This window comes from Streptococcus sp. V869 (assembly GCF_054353515.1).
Genome location: NZ_JBTHHW010000001.1, coordinates 244263 through 264956, shown reverse-complemented (window position 1 = coordinate 264956; position 20694 = coordinate 244263). Strand labels below are relative to the sequence as shown.

Genomic DNA, 20694 nt, shown 5'->3' with positions numbered 1-20694 from the left:
CAATTATTTTTCATGATTTCTTAAGTCTTAGTAAATTACCACTGCAAACCAGCTTCTCTGATTTCCTTTTTAGAGGCATATTTCCCATTTGGTCGGTGCCATCTTCCTTTTCTATCTCTAAAGTAACCACCTGTATTACTATTTTGTGATTCTTCTTCTGGTGCTTCAGTTTCCTGCTGTTTCTGTTCTTCTTTAGCCTTCTCTTCTGCTTCTTTTTTAGCTTTTTCTTGTGCTTCTTTTTCTTCAGCCTCTTTCTTAGCCTTTTCCTCGGCTGCTTTAAGTTCAGCAGCGCGTTCTTCAGCTGACTTAACTGTATTTTTTGCAGTACCATCCTCATAATTTATTTCAGCATTTTCTGAAACATTATCCAAGGCAACATGGGTTACGGAATACTTATCAATTTTTTCCTTACTACTACCTAATTTAATCTCAAGTAACTTACCATCCTGATCAATTCCTACGTACTGTAAGATAATTTGTCTCGGAATCAATTCATTATCCTTATAGACAGCTGTTACCTTATAGTCAAGGTAATAGTTTGGATGATTTGCAAGCCATGAATCAAGTCCATTTTCATAATAGAGCATGCTACTTTGATTTTTGTCATCCGTTCCAGTAAAGGCACCTGTATTTAACCAGGCTGTCATAGGGACTAAATTGCGACCTTCATCATTAAGTCCACTAAATTGATAACCAACTAAATGACCACGATTCATCAGCCAAGCTTCTTTTGTACCATCACCATAGTAAAATTTATAGTTATGCCATCCAACTGGATCAAAGGTTAATTTAGCTTCTCTCTTTTCTTTAGGCTCATCACTATCTTTCAGCTGAATATGAGCATAAGTTGCACGAGATTTAGAATCAAGTTCCCCGAGTTCTAGCTGCTTTTCGTTTCTAAAAGTCAGTAGACCAGCTTCTTTATATAGCTTTTTATTATCCTGCGTAGTCTGTTCAATCGTAACAGGCTCAGTCGCTTTCACCTCTTCTTTATGCTTCGAGCAACCAACAGATGTCAGCAACGAGAGAAAAACAACAGAAGTCAAAACTATTCTTTTCATTCTATATTCTCCTAAATTATTAAAATATTTATTATATTGTTATTTTATGCCATTTTATCATTTATAGTTTGTATTTTCAAACAATTATATAAATTTTTTTAAACAAAAAGAGCGAAATAGAATCTCGCTCTTGAATGGATTACGTTTTAATTTCTATGGCAAATCATTTCCTGCTGCTAGGTAAATCTCATACCATTCTTTTCGTGTTAGAGTCAAGTTGCTTGCTTGGCTGGCTTCTATCAAATGTTTAGGATTGGTTGTACCTACTACTGCTTGCATCTTGGCTGGGTAGCGTAACACCCAGGCAATAGCAATGGCTGATGGGCTCACACCGTATTTTAAAGCTAGTCGATTTAGAACCTCATTTAGATCTTGAAATTGCTCTTTGCCAACAAAATTACCCTTAAAATAGCCAAACTGCAAGACTGACCAAGCCTGAATGACCATGTCATTTAGTTTGCAGTATTCAAAGACGCTACCATCACGCACAGCTGCCTCGTCACCTTCCATATTGACATGGAAACCAGCGCCAAAACCAGGCGTGAAAGTTGCACTTAGTTGTAACTGATTGATCGCTAATGGCTGTTTGACTTCTCTCTTCAGCAACTCTATCATCATGGGATTTTGATTGGACACACCAAAGTCTCGAACCTTACCTGATTTGTGCAGGATTTCAAAGGCCTCTGCCACTTGATCAGCTTCCATCAAAGCATCTGGACGATGGAGAAGCAAGCTATCTAGGTAATCAACCTGCAATCTCTGTAGAATCCCATCTACTGACTCTAAAATATAGTCTTTTGAAAAATCAAAATAGGTAAATTCTTCTATGCGAATGCCACACTTGGATTGTATCCACATCTTTTCTCGCAGTTCAGGACGATTGTTTAACACGTGACCTAGTAATTCTTCGCAACGACCTCCACCGTAGATATCTGCCAGGTCAAAGGCATTGATTCCGACAGATAGGGCTGTTTCAACCAGTTCCTCCACTTCTTTAACCGATTTGTCACTGATTCGCATCATGCCGAGGACAATTTCTGATAGTTCTCTTTTCTCTTGTCCAAATGAAATGTATTTCATGGCTTCTTCCTCCGTTTTCTTCATTATAATGCAGAATGCCTCTTTTATCAACTATCGTCATACAAAAGAAAAGAACCAGCACAAGCTGGTCCTTTTAAATCTTATCCAATCACACTTCCATTTGGTACAGCTGGATCAACTGTGAGAAGGGTTAATTTCCCTTCATGTTCAGCTGAGAGGATCATCCCTTGGCTGACATATTTTTTCATCATCTTACGTGGTTTGAGGTTGGCAACGATTTGTACTTTCTTACCGACCAATTCTTGTTCGTTTGGATAGAATTTCGCAATACCAGAAAGGATTTGACGGTCTTCACCATCACCAGCATCTAGGCGGAATTGAAGCAATTTGTCAGAACCTTCCACTTTAGAAACTTCTTTGACTTCAGCAACACGAATTTCAACCTTGTCAAAGTCTTCAAACTTGATTTCATCCTTGTTGAGTTTGAGTTCAACTTCATCTGGATTCCATTCTTTTTCGACTGCTGGCTTGTTCCCTTCCATTTGTTCCTTGATATAGGCGATTTCTTCTTCCATATCGAGTCGTGGGAAGATTGGTGTTCCTTTGGCAACTACAGTCACACCTGCAGGGAAATCAGCCAAGCTCAAGTTTTCAAGGCTAGAAACTTCTGCTAGACCAAGTTGAGTCAATACTGCACGACTAGTCTCCATCATAAACGGCTCAATCAAGTGAGCAACGACACGAAGGCTAGCTGCCAAGTGGCTCATAACACTTGCCAGTTGGTCACGATGAGCTTCATCCTTAGCCAAGACCCATGGTGCTGTCTCATCGATGTATTTATTGGTACGTGAAATCAGAGTCCAAACCGCTTCAAGCGCACGTGGGTAGTCAACCGCATCCATGTAGGTGTGGTAATCAGCGATTGATTGCTCTGCTACGTCAGCAAGAGCATTATCAAACTCTGTTACACCCTCTACATAAGTAGGGATTTGTCCATCAAAGTACTTGTTAATCATAGAAACCGTACGGTTGAGGAGGTTTCCAAGGTCATTGGCAAGTTCATAGTTGATACGGCCTACATAGTCTTCTGGAGTGAAGGTTCCGTCTGAACCAACTGGAAGGCTACGCATGAGGTAGTAACGAAGTGGATCAAGTCCATAACGCTCTACCAACATTTCAGGATAAACGACATTCCCTTTAGACTTAGACATCTTGCCATCTTTCATGACAAACCAACCGTGAGCAATCAAACGGTCAGGCAATTTGATATCCAACATCATGAGAAGGATTGGCCAGTAGATTGAGTGGAAACGAAGGATGTCTTTTCCAACCATGTGGAAGACTGTTCCGTTCCAGAATTTATCAAAGTTACCATGCTCATCTTGACCATAACCAAGAGCTGTCGCATAATTGAGAAGGGCATCAATCCACACATAGACAACGTGTTTTGGATTTGATGGGACAGGCACCCCCCATGTAAAGGTTGTACGAGAAACAGCCAAGTCTTCCAAACCTGGCTCGATAAAGTTTTTCAACATTTCATTGAGACGGCCATCAGGAGTGATGAAGTCAGGATGTGATTTGAAAAATTCTACCAAACGATCTTGGTATTTACTGAGGCGAAGGAAATAAGACTCTTCAGATACCCATTCCACTTCGTGACCTGATGGAGCGATACCTCCCGTTACATTTCCAGCTTCATCACGAAAAACTTCCGCAAGCTGACTTTCTGTAAAGAATTCCTCATCTGAAACTGAATACCAACCAGAGTATTCACCCAAGTAAATATCATCTTGAGCAAGCAAGCGTTCAAAGACTTGAGCTACTACTTTTTCATGGTAGTCATCTGTGGTACGGATGAATTTATCGTATGAGATATCCAATAATTTCCAGAGTTCTTTGACGCCAACTGCCATACCGTCAACATAGGCTTGTGGTGTGATACCAGCTTCTTCCGCTTTTTGCTGAATCTTTTGGCCATGCTCATCAAGACCTGTCAGATAAAAGACATCGTAGCCCATAAGGCGTTTGTAACGAGCTAGGACATCACATGCGATAGTTGTGTAGGCAGAACCGATATGAAGTTTACCAGATGGATAGTAAATCGGTGTTGTAATATAAAAATTCTTTTCAGACATAATATTTCCTTTCCAGGCTAATGAAACCTGTTTTTCTAACACTTCATTATATCACATTTTTAGTGATTTTCGATAGAGAAATCCTTACAAAAACAAGACAGACAAATGTCTATCTCGTTTTTTATCTTTTAAATTATTCATAGCGAAGAGCTTCGATTGGATCCAGCTTAGAGGCTTTATTGGCTGGTAGAACACCGAATATCATACCGATACTAGCTGAGACCGCTAGACTAAAGAGAGCGATTGGGATGGATACACCAACTTCGATTCCTGCAATCATGTTTTGAAGAAGAACACCTGCAAGCATAGTCACCCCTGCAGCAAGCAGTAGACCAATGAATCCACCTAATAAGGTTAAAATCATGGATTCAATCAAAAATTGAACCAGAATATTAGCCCGTGTTGCTCCTAGTGCTTTCCGTAAACCAATCTCACGGGTACGCTCTGTCACCGAAACAAGCATAATGTTCATAACACCAGTACCACCAACAAAGAGGGAAATCCCTGCAATAGCACTAATAATCGTTGTTATGAAGCCAAAGAGTTGTTGAACTTCTTGGAAGGCAGCAGATGCATCTGCAACTTGATATTCCCCTTGTTGAAGACCTGCAATCTCTGTCATTCTTCTTGCTAACTCTGGTCCTAAAGTCTGGGTTAAGCTAGTATCATTGACACGGAAGACAATATTTGAAATCTCATCTGTGTTAAAATTAGCTGCTAAGGAAATATTGGTCGTAATTGGTAGTCCTCCGACTCCAAATGTTTTCGCAGCCTTAGCTTCTTTACTTGCATAAACACCAATAACACGGTAACTGATTTCATTTACTTCAACAATTTGGTTGAGGGCTTCTTTTGCAGAACCAAAAAGGCTATTGGCAAGCTCTTCATCTAAAATGATCACACTTGCAAAATCTTTATAATCTTGTTGTCTAAGTCCACGACCTGCAATAATTTCATTTTCGACCGCATCCATATAAGTGACATTCCCACCCGTCATGTTAGCGTGTTCGACTTTTTTATCCTTATAGGTCAAGGTAACATTCATTGAGTTGGTCACATAATAGCTATCCACTCCCTTGAGCTTAGCAGCTTCCTTGACCCAAGCTTCTTGAGGTTTTGGTGGTTCAACAAAATCTTCTTCTTGACCACCAGACAAGGTCAATGCAGATTGTCTTTGTGTAAAGGAACCGTCCTTACTCTTTGTAGGTGAGAAAAAGACATGGATATCTTTCTGGGACTTGGTCATATTTTTATTGACCTGACGAGACATGGAATCACCTAAGGCCATAATCACGACAACCGAGGATACACCGATAATAATCCCAATCATGGTCAAGAAGGACCGCATCTTGTGGGCCATAATGGATGAAAAGGCAAATTTCAGATTCTGCATCTTAGTTTTCCTCCTTTTCTACGAGACCACTATCAGACGAAATGACACCATCTCGGATGACGATTTGACGTTTCGCATAGGCAGCAATTTCAGGCTCATGTGTAACCATGATAATGGTTTTTCCTTCTTTGTTTAATTCAACCAAGAGTTGCATGATTTGATTTCCTGTTTTGGTATCAAGAGCTCCAGTCGGTTCGTCTGCTAGAATGATAGAAGGATTATTGACCAGAGCACGCGCAATGGCAACCCTTTGCTTCTGACCACCTGACAACTCTGAAGGTAAGTGATGGCTACGCTCGGTCAGTTCAACCTTTTCCAGATACTCTTCTGCTAGTTTACGGCGTTTAGAAGCCGCAACTCCTGCATAAATCAATGGAAGTTCTACATTCTGGAGAGCATTCATCTTGGACAAGAGAAAGAATTGTTGAAAGACGAATCCGATTTCTTGATTTCGAACTTTGGCTAATTGTTTTTCACCTAAACCAGCTACTTCTTTTCCATCTAGAAAATACTGACCACTTGTAGGGGTATCTAACATACCGATGGTATTCATGAGGGTGGACTTACCAGAACCTGATGGTCCCATGATAGCTACGAATTCTCCCTCATGAACTTCTAGATTAATGTTTTTAAGGACTTGAAGTTCTTGGTCACCATTACGATAGCTACGGCAAATATTTTTGAGGCTAATTAGTTGCTTCATCAGTCTTCACCTCTTTTCCTTCTTGCAAGGAAGCTGTCGGATTACTGATGACTTTTGCTCCATCTGTCAGACCAGATGTGATTTCTTGGTTTTCTGCATCTGCATTGCCCAATCCAACTTCAACTTTTTTGGCCTTTTGATTTTCATCAAGGATCCAAACATAGTTTTTATCTTCTTCCATGACGATACTGGTAATCGGAACAAGTAATGCCTTACTAGTACTTTTCACTTCGACACTAACTGTAAAGCCTTGTTTCAAGTCACCGAGTTCACTTGTTACATCGACGGTATATGGATATTTAGAACCTGAGTTTGATCCCGCAACACTTGCGCTTGCTTCACTGTTATTTTTTGGATAATTTGAAATATAGCTAATCTTACCATTCCAAGTTTTATCTGGATAGACCTTAGAAGTAAAGGTGACTTCTTGGCCAACAGAAAGGTTTGCAAGATTGTACTCAGAAAGCTCTCCCTTGACCTGCAAGTTATCGTTACTTACGATATGAACCAAAACTTGACTATTTCCTGTTGGAGATTTTGAAACATTACGATTCACTTCAACAACTGTTCCCTCTACAGTACTCAATACAGTAGCAGAATTCAATTGGGCTTGAGCTTTTTCGAGTTGCGCTTCTGCATCTGCACGCACATCACGTGCATCGCTGATTTGAGAATCAATAGCAGCTGTGGCAGAACCGGATGACTGAGCTGGTGCTTGTCCAGTTGCTCCTTCTAGACCTGCTTGAGGAAGACTTGGTGTTGCTGCGGCGGTATTACGTGCATCGTTTAATTCATTGATATGACGGTCAGCTTTAGCTACAGCACGACTGGCAGCATCATAGGCAGCCTGGGCTTCTGTACTACTATACTTGACTAGTGCTTGCCCCTCACTAACCTTATCTCCTACAGAAACCAAAACCTCATCCAAGTCACCTTTACTAGCATCATAATAAACATATTGTTCGTTTTGAGCTGTTACGGTACCAGATAAGAGAACCGATGAAGCCACTGACCCCTCTTTGGCAAGAACGATTTTTGCAGTTTCGTCTTGTGTTGCAACTTGATTTGGTTGTCTCAATAGAAGGACAGCAGCTGCTCCTACTACAAGAACTGACGTAACTCCTATAGCTGTAAATAGGGGCCATTTTTTAGCTTTTGACTTCTTTTTCATATCATACCTCTTTTATAAACATATATTAAGATTATAGCACAAGTCATAAAAATGGACAATTGCTTTCTGACCATCCAAAAATAATTGCCAAATCTTTTATTGTTGTGTTAGTTATATAATACAACTTCTTTTTTATTTTTGCAAGCATTTTCTTAAGAAATTTAAGCGTAGCAGATTTTTGCATTGACTTCCAAAAAAAGATAGAATATGACTAGAAAACAAATAAAGGAGCTTTCTTATGAGAGAATATGATATTATCGCCATCGGAGGAGGTAGCGGAGGAATTGCTACCATGAATCGTGCTGGCGAACATGGTGCTAAAGCGGCAGTTATTGAGGAAAAGAAATTAGGTGGAACTTGTGTCAACCAGGGCTGTGTCCCTAAAAAAATCATGTGGTACGGTGCTCAAATCGCAGAGAGTATCCACAAATATGGACCTGACTATGGTTTTACAAGTACTGGGAATCAATTTGATTACGCAACGCTTCGTAAGAATCGTGAAGCCTATATTGACCGTGCTCGTTCATCTTATGATGGAAGCTTCAAGCGCAACGGAGTTGATTTGATTGAAGGACGTGCCGAGTTCGTTGATGCTCATACTGTCAGCGTTAATGGCGAATTGATCCATGCTAAGCATATTGTGATTGCGACTGGGGCACATCCTCATATTCCTGCCATTCCTGGTGCTGAACTAGGCGGTAGCTCTGATGATGTCTTTGCCTGGGAAGAGTTACCTGAATCAGTAGCTATTCTGGGTGCTGGTTACATTGCAGTCGAATTGGCTGGCTTACTCCATACCCTTGGCGTACAGACTGATTTATTTGTCCGTCGTGAACGTCCACTTCGTGGATTTGATAGCTATATTATTGAGAGTCTAGTTCAAGAAATGGCTAATACTGGACTAAACCTACACACCCATAAGGTTCCTGCTAAACTTGAAAAAACTGAAGAAGGCATTACCATTCATTTTGAAGATGGTAGCACGCATACTGCTAGTCAAGTTATTTGGGCTACAGGTCGTCGTCCAAACGTTGAAGGACTCAATCTAGAAAAAGCAGGCGTTACCCTCAATGAACGTGATTTTATCAAAGTTGATGAATACCAAAACACCGTCGTTGACGGTATCTATGCTCTTGGAGATGTTACAGGCGAAAAAGAACTAACACCTGTCGCTATCAAAGCTGGTCGTACTCTCTCAGAAAGACTATTCAATGGCAAAACCAATGCCAAAATGGACTATGCAACTATTCCAACCGTTGTCTTTTCACACCCAGCTATCGGAACTGTCGGTATGACTGAGGAAGAAGCTATCAAAGAGTATGGACAAGAAAACATCAAAGTCTATACTTCAAAATTTGCTTCTATGTATTCAGCAGTGACTAGCCACCGTCAAGAAGCTCGCTTCAAGCTAGTTACAGCTGGTGCAGACGAAAAGGTCGTTGGTCTTCACGGTATCGGCTATGGCGTCGATGAGATGATTCAAGGTTTTGCAGTTGCTATCAAAATGGGAGCTACAAAAGCTGACTTTGATGCAACCGTCGCTATCCATCCAACTGGTTCAGAAGAGTTTGTGACTATGCGTTAATCCCCGAAAGAGACCTCTTGGTCTCTTTTTTGTTTAAATCGGCCGTTACAAGTTTGTAACCTTTGTTTTTAAAATAGGTTGACATTTATATCTCTTCCAGTATAATAGTTACTATAAATTAAAAAAGAGGTTAACTATTATGAAAAAAGCACACATTTATGCTATTCCTGCTATTGGAGCAGCTCTGATTGCAGTATTAGCCCAAATTAGCATTCCAATTGGACCTGTTCCATTTACTCTGCAAAACTTTGCTATTGGTCTCATTGCTACTGTTTTTAGACCAAGGGAAGCTGTTCTCTCTGTAGGACTTTATCTTTTGCTTGGTGCTATTGGACTTCCCGTTTTTGCTAGCGGTGGAGCTGGTTTCCATGTTTTAGTTGGACCAAGCGCTGGTTATCTTTGGTTTGACCTAGTCTATGCAGGACTTGCATCTTATCTAACACACACAAATAGTGGTGTTGTACGTATCTTCCTAGCCAATCTCTTGGGTGATTCACTTGTTTTTGTCGGTGGTATCCTCAGCCTCCACTTCCTTGCTGGTATGCCTATTGACAAGGCTCTCGCTGTCGGCGTCATTCCCTTCATCATTCCTGATCTTGCAAAAATTATTGCCATCAGTTTTATCGGACGACCACTCCTTCAACGACTTAGCAGTCAACCCTATTTTTCAAACAAATAAAAAGAGGTCGGGATTTTTTCCCTTCCTCTTTTCATTTATGTTTGCATAAACGCTTATTGATTCTTGAAGGCATCTACCATCACTTGGAACTCCTCGTTTGAGAGCGTGATTCCTTTCCCCATCTTTGTGTGATCAGGACTCCAGCTACGAATGTCAAACTTTGCTGGAGCTCCATTAAAGCTGACACGATTGATTTCCTTGGTCCATCCTTTATCGTTTTCAGATAAAGTGAGTAAGTGTTCTTCAATTTTAAAAGTAAATTCTGCCATGTCCTTCTCCTTTTTGTTCTCAATTGATAATTCGAAAAATCTTGTAGATTTCATAAAATTTTTATATAATGAATAAAAGAAGGGAGGCCGGAATGAAAGATTTCTTGAAACAAGCTTTACAAAAAGTCCATGATTTTGTGAATGGTCATGAAGATTCCATTCCTGAGAAAAGCGATCCCCTCATTGCTAGACTTGAAGAAGCACTAGCCAAAAAAACGGCTGTCCATATCATCTTTGCTGAAACGAGTTTTACAGGCGATATTATCAAGTATGATACTGACCGCCAACAAATTATCGTTAAAAATTTCGCCAAAAATGTAAGCCGTATTATTCGAGTGTCGGATATTCGAAGAGTGACTTTCGTTCCCTCTACTATCCAAACTGCTCAAAAAAGAAGATTTAAGAAAGAGTGAGATGATGAACTCATCTCACTCTTTTTCTATTAACGAATTTGTTCAAAATGTAGGTGAACCGCGATGTGGTCGCCATACCCACTTCTTTCCAAATCACGTTGCAAACGATAAGAGATATAGTGTTCTGCGATGGTAATGTATCCTGCTCCAAGCAAGCGGTGTTCAACCATTGATTGGATCATGCTGATGGTTGCACGCTCTACTTTTGCTTCTTCCAAATCCAAAACAACTTTTTTAGTCACTTGAGCTAGGTTTTGGCGCAAATCGTCCGTCAATACATAGACTGTTTGAGCTGCTTTAAGAATAGCTTGGTAGATTTTATCTGGATCAAAATCAGCGACTTGTCCATCACGTTTAATTACTTGCATAGGTTTCTCCTTTTAATTGTTATTTTCTTTTATTTCTGCTAACATTTTCTCTTCTTCTGCTGTCAACTGATAATGTTCCAGCAAATCAGGTCTGCGTTGGTAGGTTTTCTTCAGACTCTCATAGAGACGCCATTGACGGATATTTTCATGGTGGCCACTCATAAGCACATCCGGAACTAACATACCACGAAAATCGTAAGGTCTTGTGTACTGAGGATATTCCAAGAGACCTGATGAAAAGCTATCATCCTGGTGACTTGCTTCCTTCCCGATAACTTCTGGAATCAAGCGAACCGTCGCATCAATCATGGTCATTGCAGCTAGTTCTCCACCAGTCAAGACATAATCTCCAAGAGATATCTCATCGGTTACCAAGGTCTTAATCCTCTCGTCATAACCCTCGTAGTGACCACAGATGAAAATCAGCTCTTCTTCTTGCGATAAATCTTCCGCATAAGTCTGGTCAAACTGCTTACCAGCTGGATCCAATAGAATCACGCGCGGATTCTTTTTTTCAATGGCATCAAAGGCATCAAAGATGGGTTGCGCTCTTAGCAACATCCCTTGACCACCACCGTAGGGTTCATCGTCAACATGACGGGCCTTTTCAGCGTAGTCACGAAAATTATGATAGTGGATATCTAAGAGTCCTTTTTCACGAGCCTTTCCAACGATGGAATGTTCTAAGGGTGTGAACATTTCTGGAAAGAGAGTTAAAATATCAATCTTCATCGTCTAACCCTTCTAAGAGTTCAACATCCACACGGTTATTAGGAATATCTACATTAAGGACAACAGGCGGAATATAGGGCAAGAGCAGGTCACGTTTGCCTTTACGTTTGACCACCCAGACATCATTGGCACCTGGTTGAAGGATTTCCTTGATGGTCCCAATCAAGTTATCTCCCTCATAGACTTCTAGACCGATAATTTCGTGGTAGTAAAACTCACCGTCATCTAGGTCATTGAGATTCTCCTCTGCAACCTTTAGACTATAACCCTTGTATTTTTCGATATCATTGATATGGTACATATCTTTAAACTTGATAATATCGAAATTCTTATGCTTCCGGTGGCTCGCGATGACCACTGTCTGAACAAATTGATCTTTATCATCAAATAAGGCAAGTTCTGCCCCTTTTTTAAAGCGTTCTTCAGTAAAATCTGTCACTGACAAGACTCGCATCTCACCTTGCAAACCCTGAGTGTTGACAATTTTCCCAACGTTAAAGTAGTTCATCTGACCTCCTGTATCTATTTCTCCCTTTATTTTATCATGTTACAGGGATTTTCACAAGTTGGAGAAAGGGATAACGATTCTTCAATTGTACAGATCATTCTTGATTTTGCTTACAAAAAAAGCGAGATATCATCCCGCTTTTCTTATTTTTCGTCAATAACGATTCTTACTTTTTTGTCTTCAGTTGGGACAGAGTAGACAATCGTTCTTATCGCAGAAATAGTGCGACCCTTACGACCGATTACACGACCCACATCGATTTGGTCAAGATCCAAATGATATTCCAAAAATTCTGGTGTATCTTCAATCTTGATAGTTAGGGCATCTGGTTGTGAAATCAAAGGTTTCACAATTGCAATAATGAGATTTTCAATCGTATCCATCTGTCAACCTACTTTAAACTTATTTTGAGAATTTAGAATCGTGGAATTTCTTCAATACGCCTTCTTTTGAAAGGATGTTACGAACTGTATCTGAAGGTTGAGCTCCATCAGCCAACCATGCAAGAATACGGTCTTCTTTCAAAGTCACTTGGTTTTCTTCAACAAGTGGGTTGTAAGTTCCAACTGTTTCGATGAAACGTCCGTCACGTGGTGAACGTGAATCTGCTACGTTAATACGGTAGAAAGGTTTTTTCTTAGAACCCATACGAGTCAAACGGATTTTTACTGCCATTTTTAATATCTCTTTTCTTTTATTTTTTAGTTCGGTGAAATAGCTAAGCTATTTAGCACATGTTCTATTATATCAGATTTCTGAGAGGTGTCAAGAAAAAAACTTGACAGAGTTTAAATATTTTTATTTTTTTTTTGAAATTTGTTAGACTTGTAAGGAAAAAAGAAAGAATAATTTTATGAACACTATTTTGAGTACCATCTATAAAGACTATCCAGTCAAACCCTACATATCTCCAAATCGTGATATGGAAGCTTGGCTCCTAAATCCTAAACCTGTACCAAAACGCAATATGGAACTCCTTGAGAATAATTTATTAACAGGTGATATCATCCTTCTCTGGATAATCAACTTTGGAACTTTCACCACTGAAACTTGGTTTCCAAAATATTTTGAGTATACTTATGGAATTGATGCACCAAAACATTTAGAAATGCTCGTTGAAAAAGGCTATGCTATTATTGAAACAGCCTTTGACTCGCTTGATCATCTAAATGCTACCATGAAAAAGAATATCCTTAAAAAGAAGGGTGTCACCGGAGTCTCTAAGATGAAGGCATCTGACTTGAATCAAGCACTTCATGATCATTTTTCAGAAGAAGAATTGACCAACTGCTTCTCTATCCGTGGCTATAAACTAACTCCCAAAGGAAAACAGGCACTCAAGGATCATCAAGCAATCATTGAACGCCATCCGAAAAAGAATCTTTAATCAACCAAGACTGGTTGATTTTTTTATAAACCATTTAAAACACTTATAAATCATTACATTTATTGACAACGACTTACAAAAGAGGTATATTAGTATTAAAAGGAGGAATTCCTATGTACCAAGAACAACGATTAGAAGAAATCATAAAACTTTTAGAGGATAGAGGAAGTCTGTCAGCAAAAGAAATGGTTGAACATTTCCATGTTTCCAAAGATACCATCCGTAGAGATTTTGCAATTCTCGCAAAGGAGAAACGAGCAAAAAGAACTCATGGAGGTTTATTGCCAATTCAAAAGCAAAGGATTCTTGGTTTCCAAGGTCGAGCAGAACAATCTTCTAAAGAAAAAGCGAAAATTGCTCATTTAGCTACCCAACTCATTTCTGATTCACAATTAATTTTCTATGATGTTTCAACAACTGTACTTGAGTTAGCAAAAATAACAGATAAAAAAGTTACTATTTTCAGCCATTCATTGGATAATGCACTGGTCTTAGGAGAAAATGAAAATGTTGATTTTCACATTATCGGTGGACGATTTCATAAAAAGAATCGTTTCTATTACTCATTAGAAGAATCCGAATCTTTGAATAGAATTAAATTTGACATAGCATTTTTTGGTGCAGCTAGTCTTTCAGACGGACAAGTTAGCTTTGAGGATCAAGAAGATGTTCTCATGAAAAAAAGAGCATTTAAAACTAGTAAAATTCGCGTCTTGTTAGCTGAAACTAGCAAAATAAACAAACACTCTCATTATATTCTTTCCGAACTTACTGATTTTGATTATTGGATTACAGACAAAGAACCCGACTTAGACATTCAACAATCTTTAGATGGCAAAACAACTATTCTATTTTAATAAAAAGGAGAAAAATATGTCAGTAATAAAGTTAATCATGAGTGATATTGACGGTACTATTTTGGATAAAAATCACCAATTAGATTCTCATTTGATAGAACTGATGCCACTTTTAAAACAATGTGATATTCCTTTTGTTTTAGCTTCTGCTAGATCTCCTCTCGGTATAGCGCCAATTTCCAAAGAGCTTGGCATCACCGAATGTCCCATTGCCTGCTATAATGGAGCACTCATCAGTTTAGGAGATAAAATCCTAAGACAGCATACTATTAATAAAAAGGAATTACTCTTACTACATGATTTTTTAAAAAAAGAATTCCCGACAGTTTCTATCAATGTTTACTCCGGAAAAGATTGGCTTGTGAATACAATTGATGAGTGGGTAGAAATCGAAGCAACTATTACTGGAGAAAGTCCAAAAGTTACATCTTTAGCAGATTTTATAAAAGACGAGAAAACTCTTGTTCATAAACTTTTGCTGATAGATAATACGGATACCATACAGAAACTTCAAAAAAACTTATCCTCAATAGATTTCCCTCAAACCAACTTCTATCTCTCTAAAGATAACTATCTAGAAGTTACACATAATCAAGTATCCAAAAAACAAGCTTTATTAGAATTAGCCAAGTATTATCAACTTTCACTTTCTGAAATTATGACTATTGGAGATAATTATAATGATATTCCAATGATTGAGACTTCTGGACTTGGTGTTGCAATGGGAAACGCACCTACAGATGTCAAAACTTGCGCAAATACAGTAACAGATTCTAATGATCAAAATGGTGTAAGTAAGGCCATAAAATTGTATGTACTATCGGAATCATCACAATTGAATATTTGAAATCCACTTCTTTTTAGGGTACAATGGAAAAAATGATTTTTGAGAGGATTAACATGAAAAAATTAGCTACACTACTACTCATTTCAACTTTTGCTCTTGGTGGATGTACAAGCATCCAACGTGCACTTCGTGGTGATGATTACGTAGATTCTAAGATTGCTACTGAAGAAAGTTCTAAAGCCGCTACTCAAGCAGAAAAAGATTTGAAAGACGCCTTAACAAATGAAAATGCTAACTTCCCCCAACTTTCTAAGGAAGTAGCTGAAGACGAAGCTGAAGCTATCATTCACACAAGTCTGGGTGATATTCGTATCAAACTTTTTCCAAAGCTAGCCCCTCTTGCAGTTGAAAACTTCCTTACTCATGCTAAAGAAGGTTACTACAATGGTGTGACTTTCCACCGCGTAATCGATGGATTTATGGTACAAACTGGGGATCCTAAGGGAGATGGAACAGGTGGTGAATCTATCTGGCATGATAAGGATAAAACCAAGGACAAGGGAACAGGTTTCAAAAACGAAATTTCTCCATATCTCTATAATATTCGTGGTTCTCTATCTATGGCCAATACTGGTCAACCAAACTCAAATGGTAGCCAGTTCTTCATCAACCAAAGTACAACAGACTATTCTGCTAAACTTCCTACAAGTAGCTATCCTAAGAAAATTATCCAAGCTTACAAAGAAGGTGGAAATCCTACTCTCGATGGGAAACACCCAGTCTTTGGTCAAGTGATTGATGGGATGGATGTAGTAGATAAAATTGCCAAGGCTGAAAAAGACGAAAAAGATAAACCAACTACTGCTATTACCATCGACAGTATCGAAATTGTTAAAGACTACGATTTCAGTAAACAATAAACTCATTAACTTTAAGGAGATGTTAAAATGCTTTTACTTTGGGGTTCAAAAGGCTATCAAAAAGTGCTCGGACATACTCAAACTACTATTGAGTGTGGGCACTGTAACAATGTAGGCACTTGGGAAATTACAGAATACGGACGCAAGTTTACTCTTTACTGGATTCCACTCTTTCCTTACGGTAAAACATATTTTGTTTCTTGCCCTATTTGTCATTACGGTAAAGAAATTCAAAAGTCTGAGATCGAACAATATCTCAACTATTAAAAAGATAGGTCATTCGGCCTATCTTTTTTATTTTCACTTTTATGTAAGCGTTCTCTTTTACTTCAAATATGATATAATTTAGTTAATAGTAACGAGGAGGTTTTCCTATGAAACCATATAAAATAAGCTTAATACGACTTTGCTTGGTCTTATTAGGATATTTAATCTATAATCTAGTTTATTTTGCCCTCTTCTATTCAGCAGGTTATGCTTTTTTCATTCTATGGCCTATATTCTTTTTAGCAATAGGTTTGATTCTTTTAGGTAATTTTTTTGCCTTTAGAGATCCTCTGAAATTAAAATCAAGCTTTAAAGATAATCAGTTAGTCCAAAAGACTAGTACCATACAAGTAATTTTAGCGACTATAGGAGTCTGCTTACAACTATCAAATATGGTGTATCTACGTTGGGGGCCAATCAATTATATTAATAATTTTCCAACATTGTTTAGCGTTAGTCTCCTATACTCTATTATCTTCCTTATTGGAAACTTTCAAAAAGTGAAGCTTAATCTAGACAAAAAACTTTCTAGCATTTCAAGTTTTGTATTTGGTACTATAGTCGTTTTGTTGTGTAATTCATTGTTAATCATGAATAGCAACGTTTCAGTATGGGGTTCGACGGATCAATATGTACAAGACTTTAAAGACTTTGGCCTAAAAGGAAAAGTCGAAGTATATGAGAAAAAACATTTAATTGAACCCTATAACGGAACACTTACTACTTTATTCTATAATGAGACTTTATCGAATGGAAAAAGTTTTATCGATTTTATTAATGTTTCTGATGTGCAAAATGGAACACACGTGACAACATTGGATGAAAAGGACAAGGAAGAAATTCGTTCCTATCTTGAAAACGATACGGAAAAAGAGTTATTTGATAAAGTTACACTTGAACAATTTGAATTCGTCTTAAAAGTCTATGAAGAAAGAATATATAATCTAAAATTAGAAGATGATATAGCGACTAAAATAAATGAGGCAGTTGGTGGCAAATTACTAGAGAATTATAATGTCGAGATTAAACCAGCTGACAAAATAAAATTTTATAGTGATCTTATTAAAGAGGCTGTAAAAAACAGAGAAAATGGAGATACAGATGTTGCAGGATTTTACAATATCGATATTAACAAACATATCAACGATAAAACTTTAATAGTTTCTATCGAGCACTTCAATTTTATTGAAATCGAGGATAAACAAAATCATAAAATTGATAATCGTGTAGACTACTTAAAAGATAAATTAACATCACTTCCAGTTGGAACTCTATCAGATGGTATCTATAAATTCACTGTTAGCACATTATCTGACGGCAACGTCAAAATCACTATGGTGGTTGAAAATGGTAAGAGTTACTTTGAAAAAGATACTGATTAGCAACTAAATTAGTCAAATAGACTCGGCTTTATCATTTTACGCTTCCGTGTAAACGCTCTATTTTCTTATTCAATTATGAAATAATGCAGTTAACAGTAACAAAGGAGGTTCCCCTATGAAACCCTATAAAATAAACCTATTCCGGCTTGGTTTACTCTTGCCAACATATTTAGTCTTTAATGTTGTTTATTCGATTACTTATGATTCTGGAGGTTTTGCTTTTATAATCTTGTGGCCGGCATTTTTCGCATCATATGCTGGAATAGCGCTAGGAAATATTTTTATTTTTAGAGATATTTCAAAATTAAAAGCCTCCTTTGAAGATAATGAGTTGATTCAAAAGACATGTACTATACAGTTGGTTCTAGCTACAATTGGATTTTTCATGCAAATAATAGGTTTTCCACTTAATTACATTGATAATTATCCAGTATTAATTTGTGCCAGTATTGTGTACTCTATCATCCTCCTTGTCGGAATTTATCAGACGATCAAGTTAGGGCAAGAGAAAGATATTTTGGCTATACTTGGCTTTGTCTTTGCATTTATGGTAATTTTATACACTTGCCTAGGACTAATCACAGCCACTTCCTCCTCAATTAAAAATACTACTCCTTCTTTCGCTAAAGAATTTCAATCACTGGGACTTAAGGGAAAGGTTGAGTTAGTTGATAAACACCGAGAGATTGAAGCATTTTACGGAACAGCCTACAAGCTAACATATACAGAAAAATTATCAGATGGAACTATTTTAAAAGAAACTACTACTGCAAAAATTCAAGGAACGAGTGGAGAACATTTATCAAATTTCTTTCTTCTTTCAGGAACAGATCTTGAAACACTTCTTAACGACAAAGAAAAGGCACTATTTCACACTGTCAAACAAGATGAATTCAGTTTCTTACTAGATGTATACAAAGAAAGGCCTAATTTCCAACAAGAAGAAGACAGTATCAAAAATGCTACTGCTGAAAAAATAGATAAACTCTTTGCGACACCAATAACTTCTAGTTTTAAATTTGGAAAATATCCAATAGAAAACTACTATGTGGCAATTATGGCGCAGGCTGTCAGCAATCGAGAAAAAGGAGATTCTGACGCAGCTGGCTTTTATAATATTACAACAAAAGATCTCATGAAAAACAAGGGACTTACTCTCGATTTTGATTGTGACCTTACGAAAATCAAGGCAGAAAATGGTAGTCCTTTAGATGCCTTTAAGGAAAAAATCTTATCTTTACCAAAAAATTCATTTTCCGATGGAATCTATAACATCACTTGTTCTTATGATGAAAATGGGATAAAAAAGAAAGTCACTTGCCCATTTGTTGTTGAAGATGGCGTGGGACACTTTGAAGAGGATGAAATCGTGGGAAATCAAACCAATTAGTTATTTTTGATACAGAAACAGGGCGGAAGCAATAGGACTTCTACTTGTTACGTACCTCGTAAAAAAGCCAAGTCACATAGACTTGGCTTTTTTATGGCTATTTATGTTAGTTCATTGAAATCCCAGATTTGATCCATCCAGCCTTCATAGAAGTCAGGTTCGTGGCAAACCATAAGGATAGAACCCTTATATTCTTTCAAAGCACGTTTGAGTTCGTCCTTGGCATCCACATCCAAGTGGTTGGTAGGCTCGTCAAGAACAAGAACATTGTTCTCACGGTTCATCAAGAGACAGAAACGCACCTTGGCTTGCTCCCCACCTGACAAGACCTGAATCTGACTTTCAATGTGTTTAGTCGTCAAACCACAGCGGGCAAGGGCAGCACGGACTTCTGCTTGATTGAGCGCCGGAAAGGCATTCCAAACTGCTTCCAGTGGTGTCTGACGATTGCCTCCTTCCACTTCTTGCTCAAAGTAGCCGAGTTCTAGATAGTCACCACGTTCAACCTCCCCAGCAATTGGAGGAATGATGCCCAAGAGACTCTTCAAGAGGGTTGTTTTCCCGATACCGTTAGCACCAATGATGGCAACCTTTTGATTGCGTTCAAAGGTCAGATTTAATGGTTTGGTAAGGGGACGGTCATACCCAATCTGCAAATCCTTGGCTTGGAAGATAAAGCGTCCAGGTGTACGAGCCGTTTTGAATTCAAAGGACGGCTTTGGTTTCTCACTTTGAAGCTCGATGATATCCATCTTGTCCAATTTTTTCTGACGAGACATAGCCATGTTACGCGTTGCGACACGTGCTTTGTTTCGAGCCACAAAGTCCTTGAGATCCGCAATTTCTTTCTGTTGACGTTCATAGGCTGCTTCCAGTTGTGATTTCTTCATAGCATAGACTTCCTGGAACTGGTAGTAATCGCCTGAATAGCGTGTCAACTGTTGATTTTCAACGTGATAGACAATATTAATCACATCGTTGAGGAAAGGAATATCGTGCGAAATGAGTACAAAAGCATTTTCATAGTTCTGAAGATAGCGTTTAAGCCAGTCGATATGCTCAGCATCCAGATAGTTGGTTGGCTCGTCCAAAAGCAAGATATCTGGCTTTTCAAGAAGGAGTTTGGCTAAAAGCACCTTGGTTCTTTGCCCACCAGACAAAGCTGTCACATCCGTGTCCATCCCAAAGTTCATGACACCAAGGGCACGCGCTACTTCATCGATTTTAGCATCCAAGGTATAGAAATCACGGCTTTCCAAACGGTCTTGGAGTTCTCCAACTTCCTCCATCAGGGCCTCAATATCAGCACCCTCTTCTGCCATTTCCATGTAAAGATCATTGATACGTGCTTCTGCTTTGAATAATTCATCAAAGGCTGTACGAAGAACATCACGCACAGTTTGACCCTCTTTGAGCACGGCGTGCTGGTCCAGGTAGCCGGCAGTCACATATTTAGACCACTCCACCTTACCTTCATCAGGTAGCATTTTACCAGTCACGATGCTCATAAAGGTTGATTTTCCTTCACCATTGGCACCGACCAGACCGATATGTTCACCTTTGAGGAGGCGAAAAGATACGTCTTCAAAAATTGCACGGTCACCAAAACCGTGACTTAAATTTTTTACTTCTAAGATACTCAT

The 20694-nt window shown here is 38.5% G+C and carries 23 protein-coding genes; 10 read left to right on the top strand and 13 right to left on the bottom strand.

Annotated elements, in window-relative coordinates:
• Positions 1-35: 35 nt before the first annotated feature.
• From ACXYSN_RS01345 to ACXYSN_RS01320, 6 genes are all read right to left on the bottom strand, one after another.
• Entirely contained in the window at positions 36-1061 is a 1026-nt protein-coding gene (locus tag ACXYSN_RS01345) for a DNA/RNA non-specific endonuclease (protein WP_458635885.1), read from the bottom strand.
• A 153-nt stretch (positions 1062-1214) separates the two neighbouring features.
• Entirely contained in the window at positions 1215-2141 is a 927-nt protein-coding gene (locus ACXYSN_RS01340) for an aldo/keto reductase (protein WP_458635884.1), read from the bottom strand.
• Between the two features lie 101 nt (positions 2142-2242).
• Positions 2243-4240, bottom strand: coding sequence for a methionine--tRNA ligase (metG, locus tag ACXYSN_RS01335; protein ID WP_458635883.1), 1998 nt, complete (start codon positions 4238-4240; stop codon positions 2243-2245).
• A 133-nt stretch (positions 4241-4373) separates the two neighbouring features.
• Positions 4374-5633, bottom strand: a complete 1260-nt coding sequence (locus tag ACXYSN_RS01330) for an ABC transporter permease (RefSeq protein ID WP_254727126.1) — start codon at positions 5631-5633, stop codon at positions 4374-4376.
• Between the two features lies 1 nt (position 5634).
• Positions 5635-6336, bottom strand: a complete 702-nt coding sequence (locus ACXYSN_RS01325) for an ABC transporter ATP-binding protein (protein ID WP_254727123.1) — start codon at positions 6334-6336, stop codon at positions 5635-5637.
• Positions 6320-7507 (bottom strand): efflux RND transporter periplasmic adaptor subunit, encoded by a 1188-nt coding sequence (locus tag ACXYSN_RS01320; RefSeq protein WP_441348046.1) that lies wholly within the window; start codon positions 7505-7507, stop codon positions 6320-6322. The genes ACXYSN_RS01325 and ACXYSN_RS01320 overlap by 17 nt, the downstream gene beginning before the upstream one ends.
• 238 nt (positions 7508-7745) lie before the next feature.
• On the opposite strand from ACXYSN_RS01320, the gene gor reads away from it, so the two are divergent.
• The gene (gor, locus tag ACXYSN_RS01315; protein ID WP_458635882.1) at positions 7746-9092 is read left to right on the top strand and encodes a glutathione-disulfide reductase; all 1347 of its coding nucleotides are present in this window, start codon (positions 7746-7748) and stop codon (positions 9090-9092) included.
• A gap of 139 nt (positions 9093-9231) precedes the next feature.
• Complete coding sequence (locus ACXYSN_RS01310; protein ID WP_254727115.1) at positions 9232-9771, top strand: biotin transporter BioY; 540 nt, start codon at positions 9232-9234, stop codon at positions 9769-9771.
• 53 nt (positions 9772-9824) lie between these two features.
• On the opposite strand, the gene ACXYSN_RS01305 is transcribed toward ACXYSN_RS01310, so the two are convergent.
• The gene (locus ACXYSN_RS01305; RefSeq protein WP_458635881.1) at positions 9825-10040 is read right to left on the bottom strand and encodes a YdbC family protein; all 216 of its coding nucleotides are present in this window, start codon (positions 10038-10040) and stop codon (positions 9825-9827) included.
• Between the two features lie 92 nt (positions 10041-10132).
• On the opposite strand from ACXYSN_RS01305, the gene ACXYSN_RS01300 reads away from it, so the two are divergent.
• A complete protein-coding gene (locus ACXYSN_RS01300) occupies positions 10133-10453 on the top strand; it encodes a hypothetical protein (RefSeq protein ID WP_254727112.1) in 321 nt (106 codons plus the stop codon).
• A gap of 29 nt (positions 10454-10482) precedes the next feature.
• On the opposite strand, the gene ACXYSN_RS01295 is transcribed toward ACXYSN_RS01300, so the two are convergent.
• The 5 genes from ACXYSN_RS01295 to rpsP all read right to left on the bottom strand — a co-directional run bounded on the left by ACXYSN_RS01295 (position 10483) and on the right by rpsP (position 12736).
• Entirely contained in the window at positions 10483-10821 is a 339-nt protein-coding gene (locus tag ACXYSN_RS01295; RefSeq protein WP_004253071.1) for an ATP cone domain-containing protein, read from the bottom strand.
• A 12-nt stretch (positions 10822-10833) separates the two neighbouring features.
• Entirely contained in the window at positions 10834-11553 is a 720-nt protein-coding gene (gene trmD / locus ACXYSN_RS01290; protein ID WP_458635880.1) for a tRNA (guanosine(37)-N1)-methyltransferase TrmD, read from the bottom strand.
• Positions 11543-12061: a ribosome maturation factor RimM gene (rimM, locus tag ACXYSN_RS01285; protein WP_373113129.1), complete on the bottom strand. Its 519-nt coding sequence runs from the start codon at positions 12059-12061 to the stop codon at positions 11543-11545. The genes trmD and rimM overlap by 11 nt, the downstream gene beginning before the upstream one ends.
• 143 nt (positions 12062-12204) lie before the next feature.
• A complete protein-coding gene (kphA, locus tag ACXYSN_RS01280; RefSeq protein ID WP_458635879.1) occupies positions 12205-12444 on the bottom strand; it encodes an RNA-binding protein KphA in 240 nt (79 codons plus the stop codon).
• A gap of 19 nt (positions 12445-12463) precedes the next feature.
• Positions 12464-12736, bottom strand: coding sequence for a 30S ribosomal protein S16 (rpsP, locus tag ACXYSN_RS01275; RefSeq protein WP_004253064.1), 273 nt, complete (start codon positions 12734-12736; stop codon positions 12464-12466).
• Positions 12737-12914: 178 nt separating this feature from the next.
• On the opposite strand from rpsP, the gene ACXYSN_RS01270 reads away from it, so the two are divergent.
• From ACXYSN_RS01270 to ACXYSN_RS01240, 7 genes are all read left to right on the top strand, one after another.
• A complete protein-coding gene (locus ACXYSN_RS01270; RefSeq protein ID WP_458635878.1) occupies positions 12915-13448 on the top strand; it encodes a hypothetical protein in 534 nt (177 codons plus the stop codon).
• Positions 13449-13561: 113 nt separating this feature from the next.
• Positions 13562-14305 carry a DeoR/GlpR family DNA-binding transcription regulator gene (locus tag ACXYSN_RS01265; RefSeq protein WP_441348040.1) on the top strand — a complete coding sequence of 248 codons (744 nt, stop codon included), beginning with the start codon at positions 13562-13564 and terminating at the stop codon, positions 14303-14305.
• A gap of 16 nt (positions 14306-14321) precedes the next feature.
• A complete protein-coding gene (locus tag ACXYSN_RS01260) occupies positions 14322-15152 on the top strand; it encodes a Cof-type HAD-IIB family hydrolase (RefSeq protein WP_025168709.1) in 831 nt (276 codons plus the stop codon).
• Positions 15153-15205: 53 nt separating this feature from the next.
• Positions 15206-16012 carry a peptidylprolyl isomerase gene (locus tag ACXYSN_RS01255; RefSeq protein ID WP_254804248.1) on the top strand — a complete coding sequence of 269 codons (807 nt, stop codon included), beginning with the start codon at positions 15206-15208 and terminating at the stop codon, positions 16010-16012.
• 27 nt (positions 16013-16039) lie between these two features.
• Positions 16040-16279, top strand: coding sequence for a zinc-ribbon domain-containing protein (locus ACXYSN_RS01250; RefSeq protein WP_458635877.1), 240 nt, complete (start codon positions 16040-16042; stop codon positions 16277-16279).
• Positions 16280-16386: 107 nt separating this feature from the next.
• Positions 16387-17661 (top strand): hypothetical protein, encoded by a 1275-nt coding sequence (locus ACXYSN_RS01245; protein ID WP_458635876.1) that lies wholly within the window; start codon positions 16387-16389, stop codon positions 17659-17661.
• Between the two features lie 115 nt (positions 17662-17776).
• On the top strand, positions 17777-19051 hold the full coding sequence (locus ACXYSN_RS01240) for a hypothetical protein (RefSeq protein WP_458635875.1): 1275 nt from the start codon (positions 17777-17779) through the stop codon (positions 19049-19051).
• Positions 19052-19152: 101 nt separating this feature from the next.
• Here ACXYSN_RS01240 and ACXYSN_RS01235 read toward each other — a convergent pair whose 3' ends face one another.
• The gene (locus ACXYSN_RS01235) at positions 19153-20694 is read right to left on the bottom strand and encodes an ABC-F family ATP-binding cassette domain-containing protein (protein ID WP_458635874.1); all 1542 of its coding nucleotides are present in this window, start codon (positions 20692-20694) and stop codon (positions 19153-19155) included.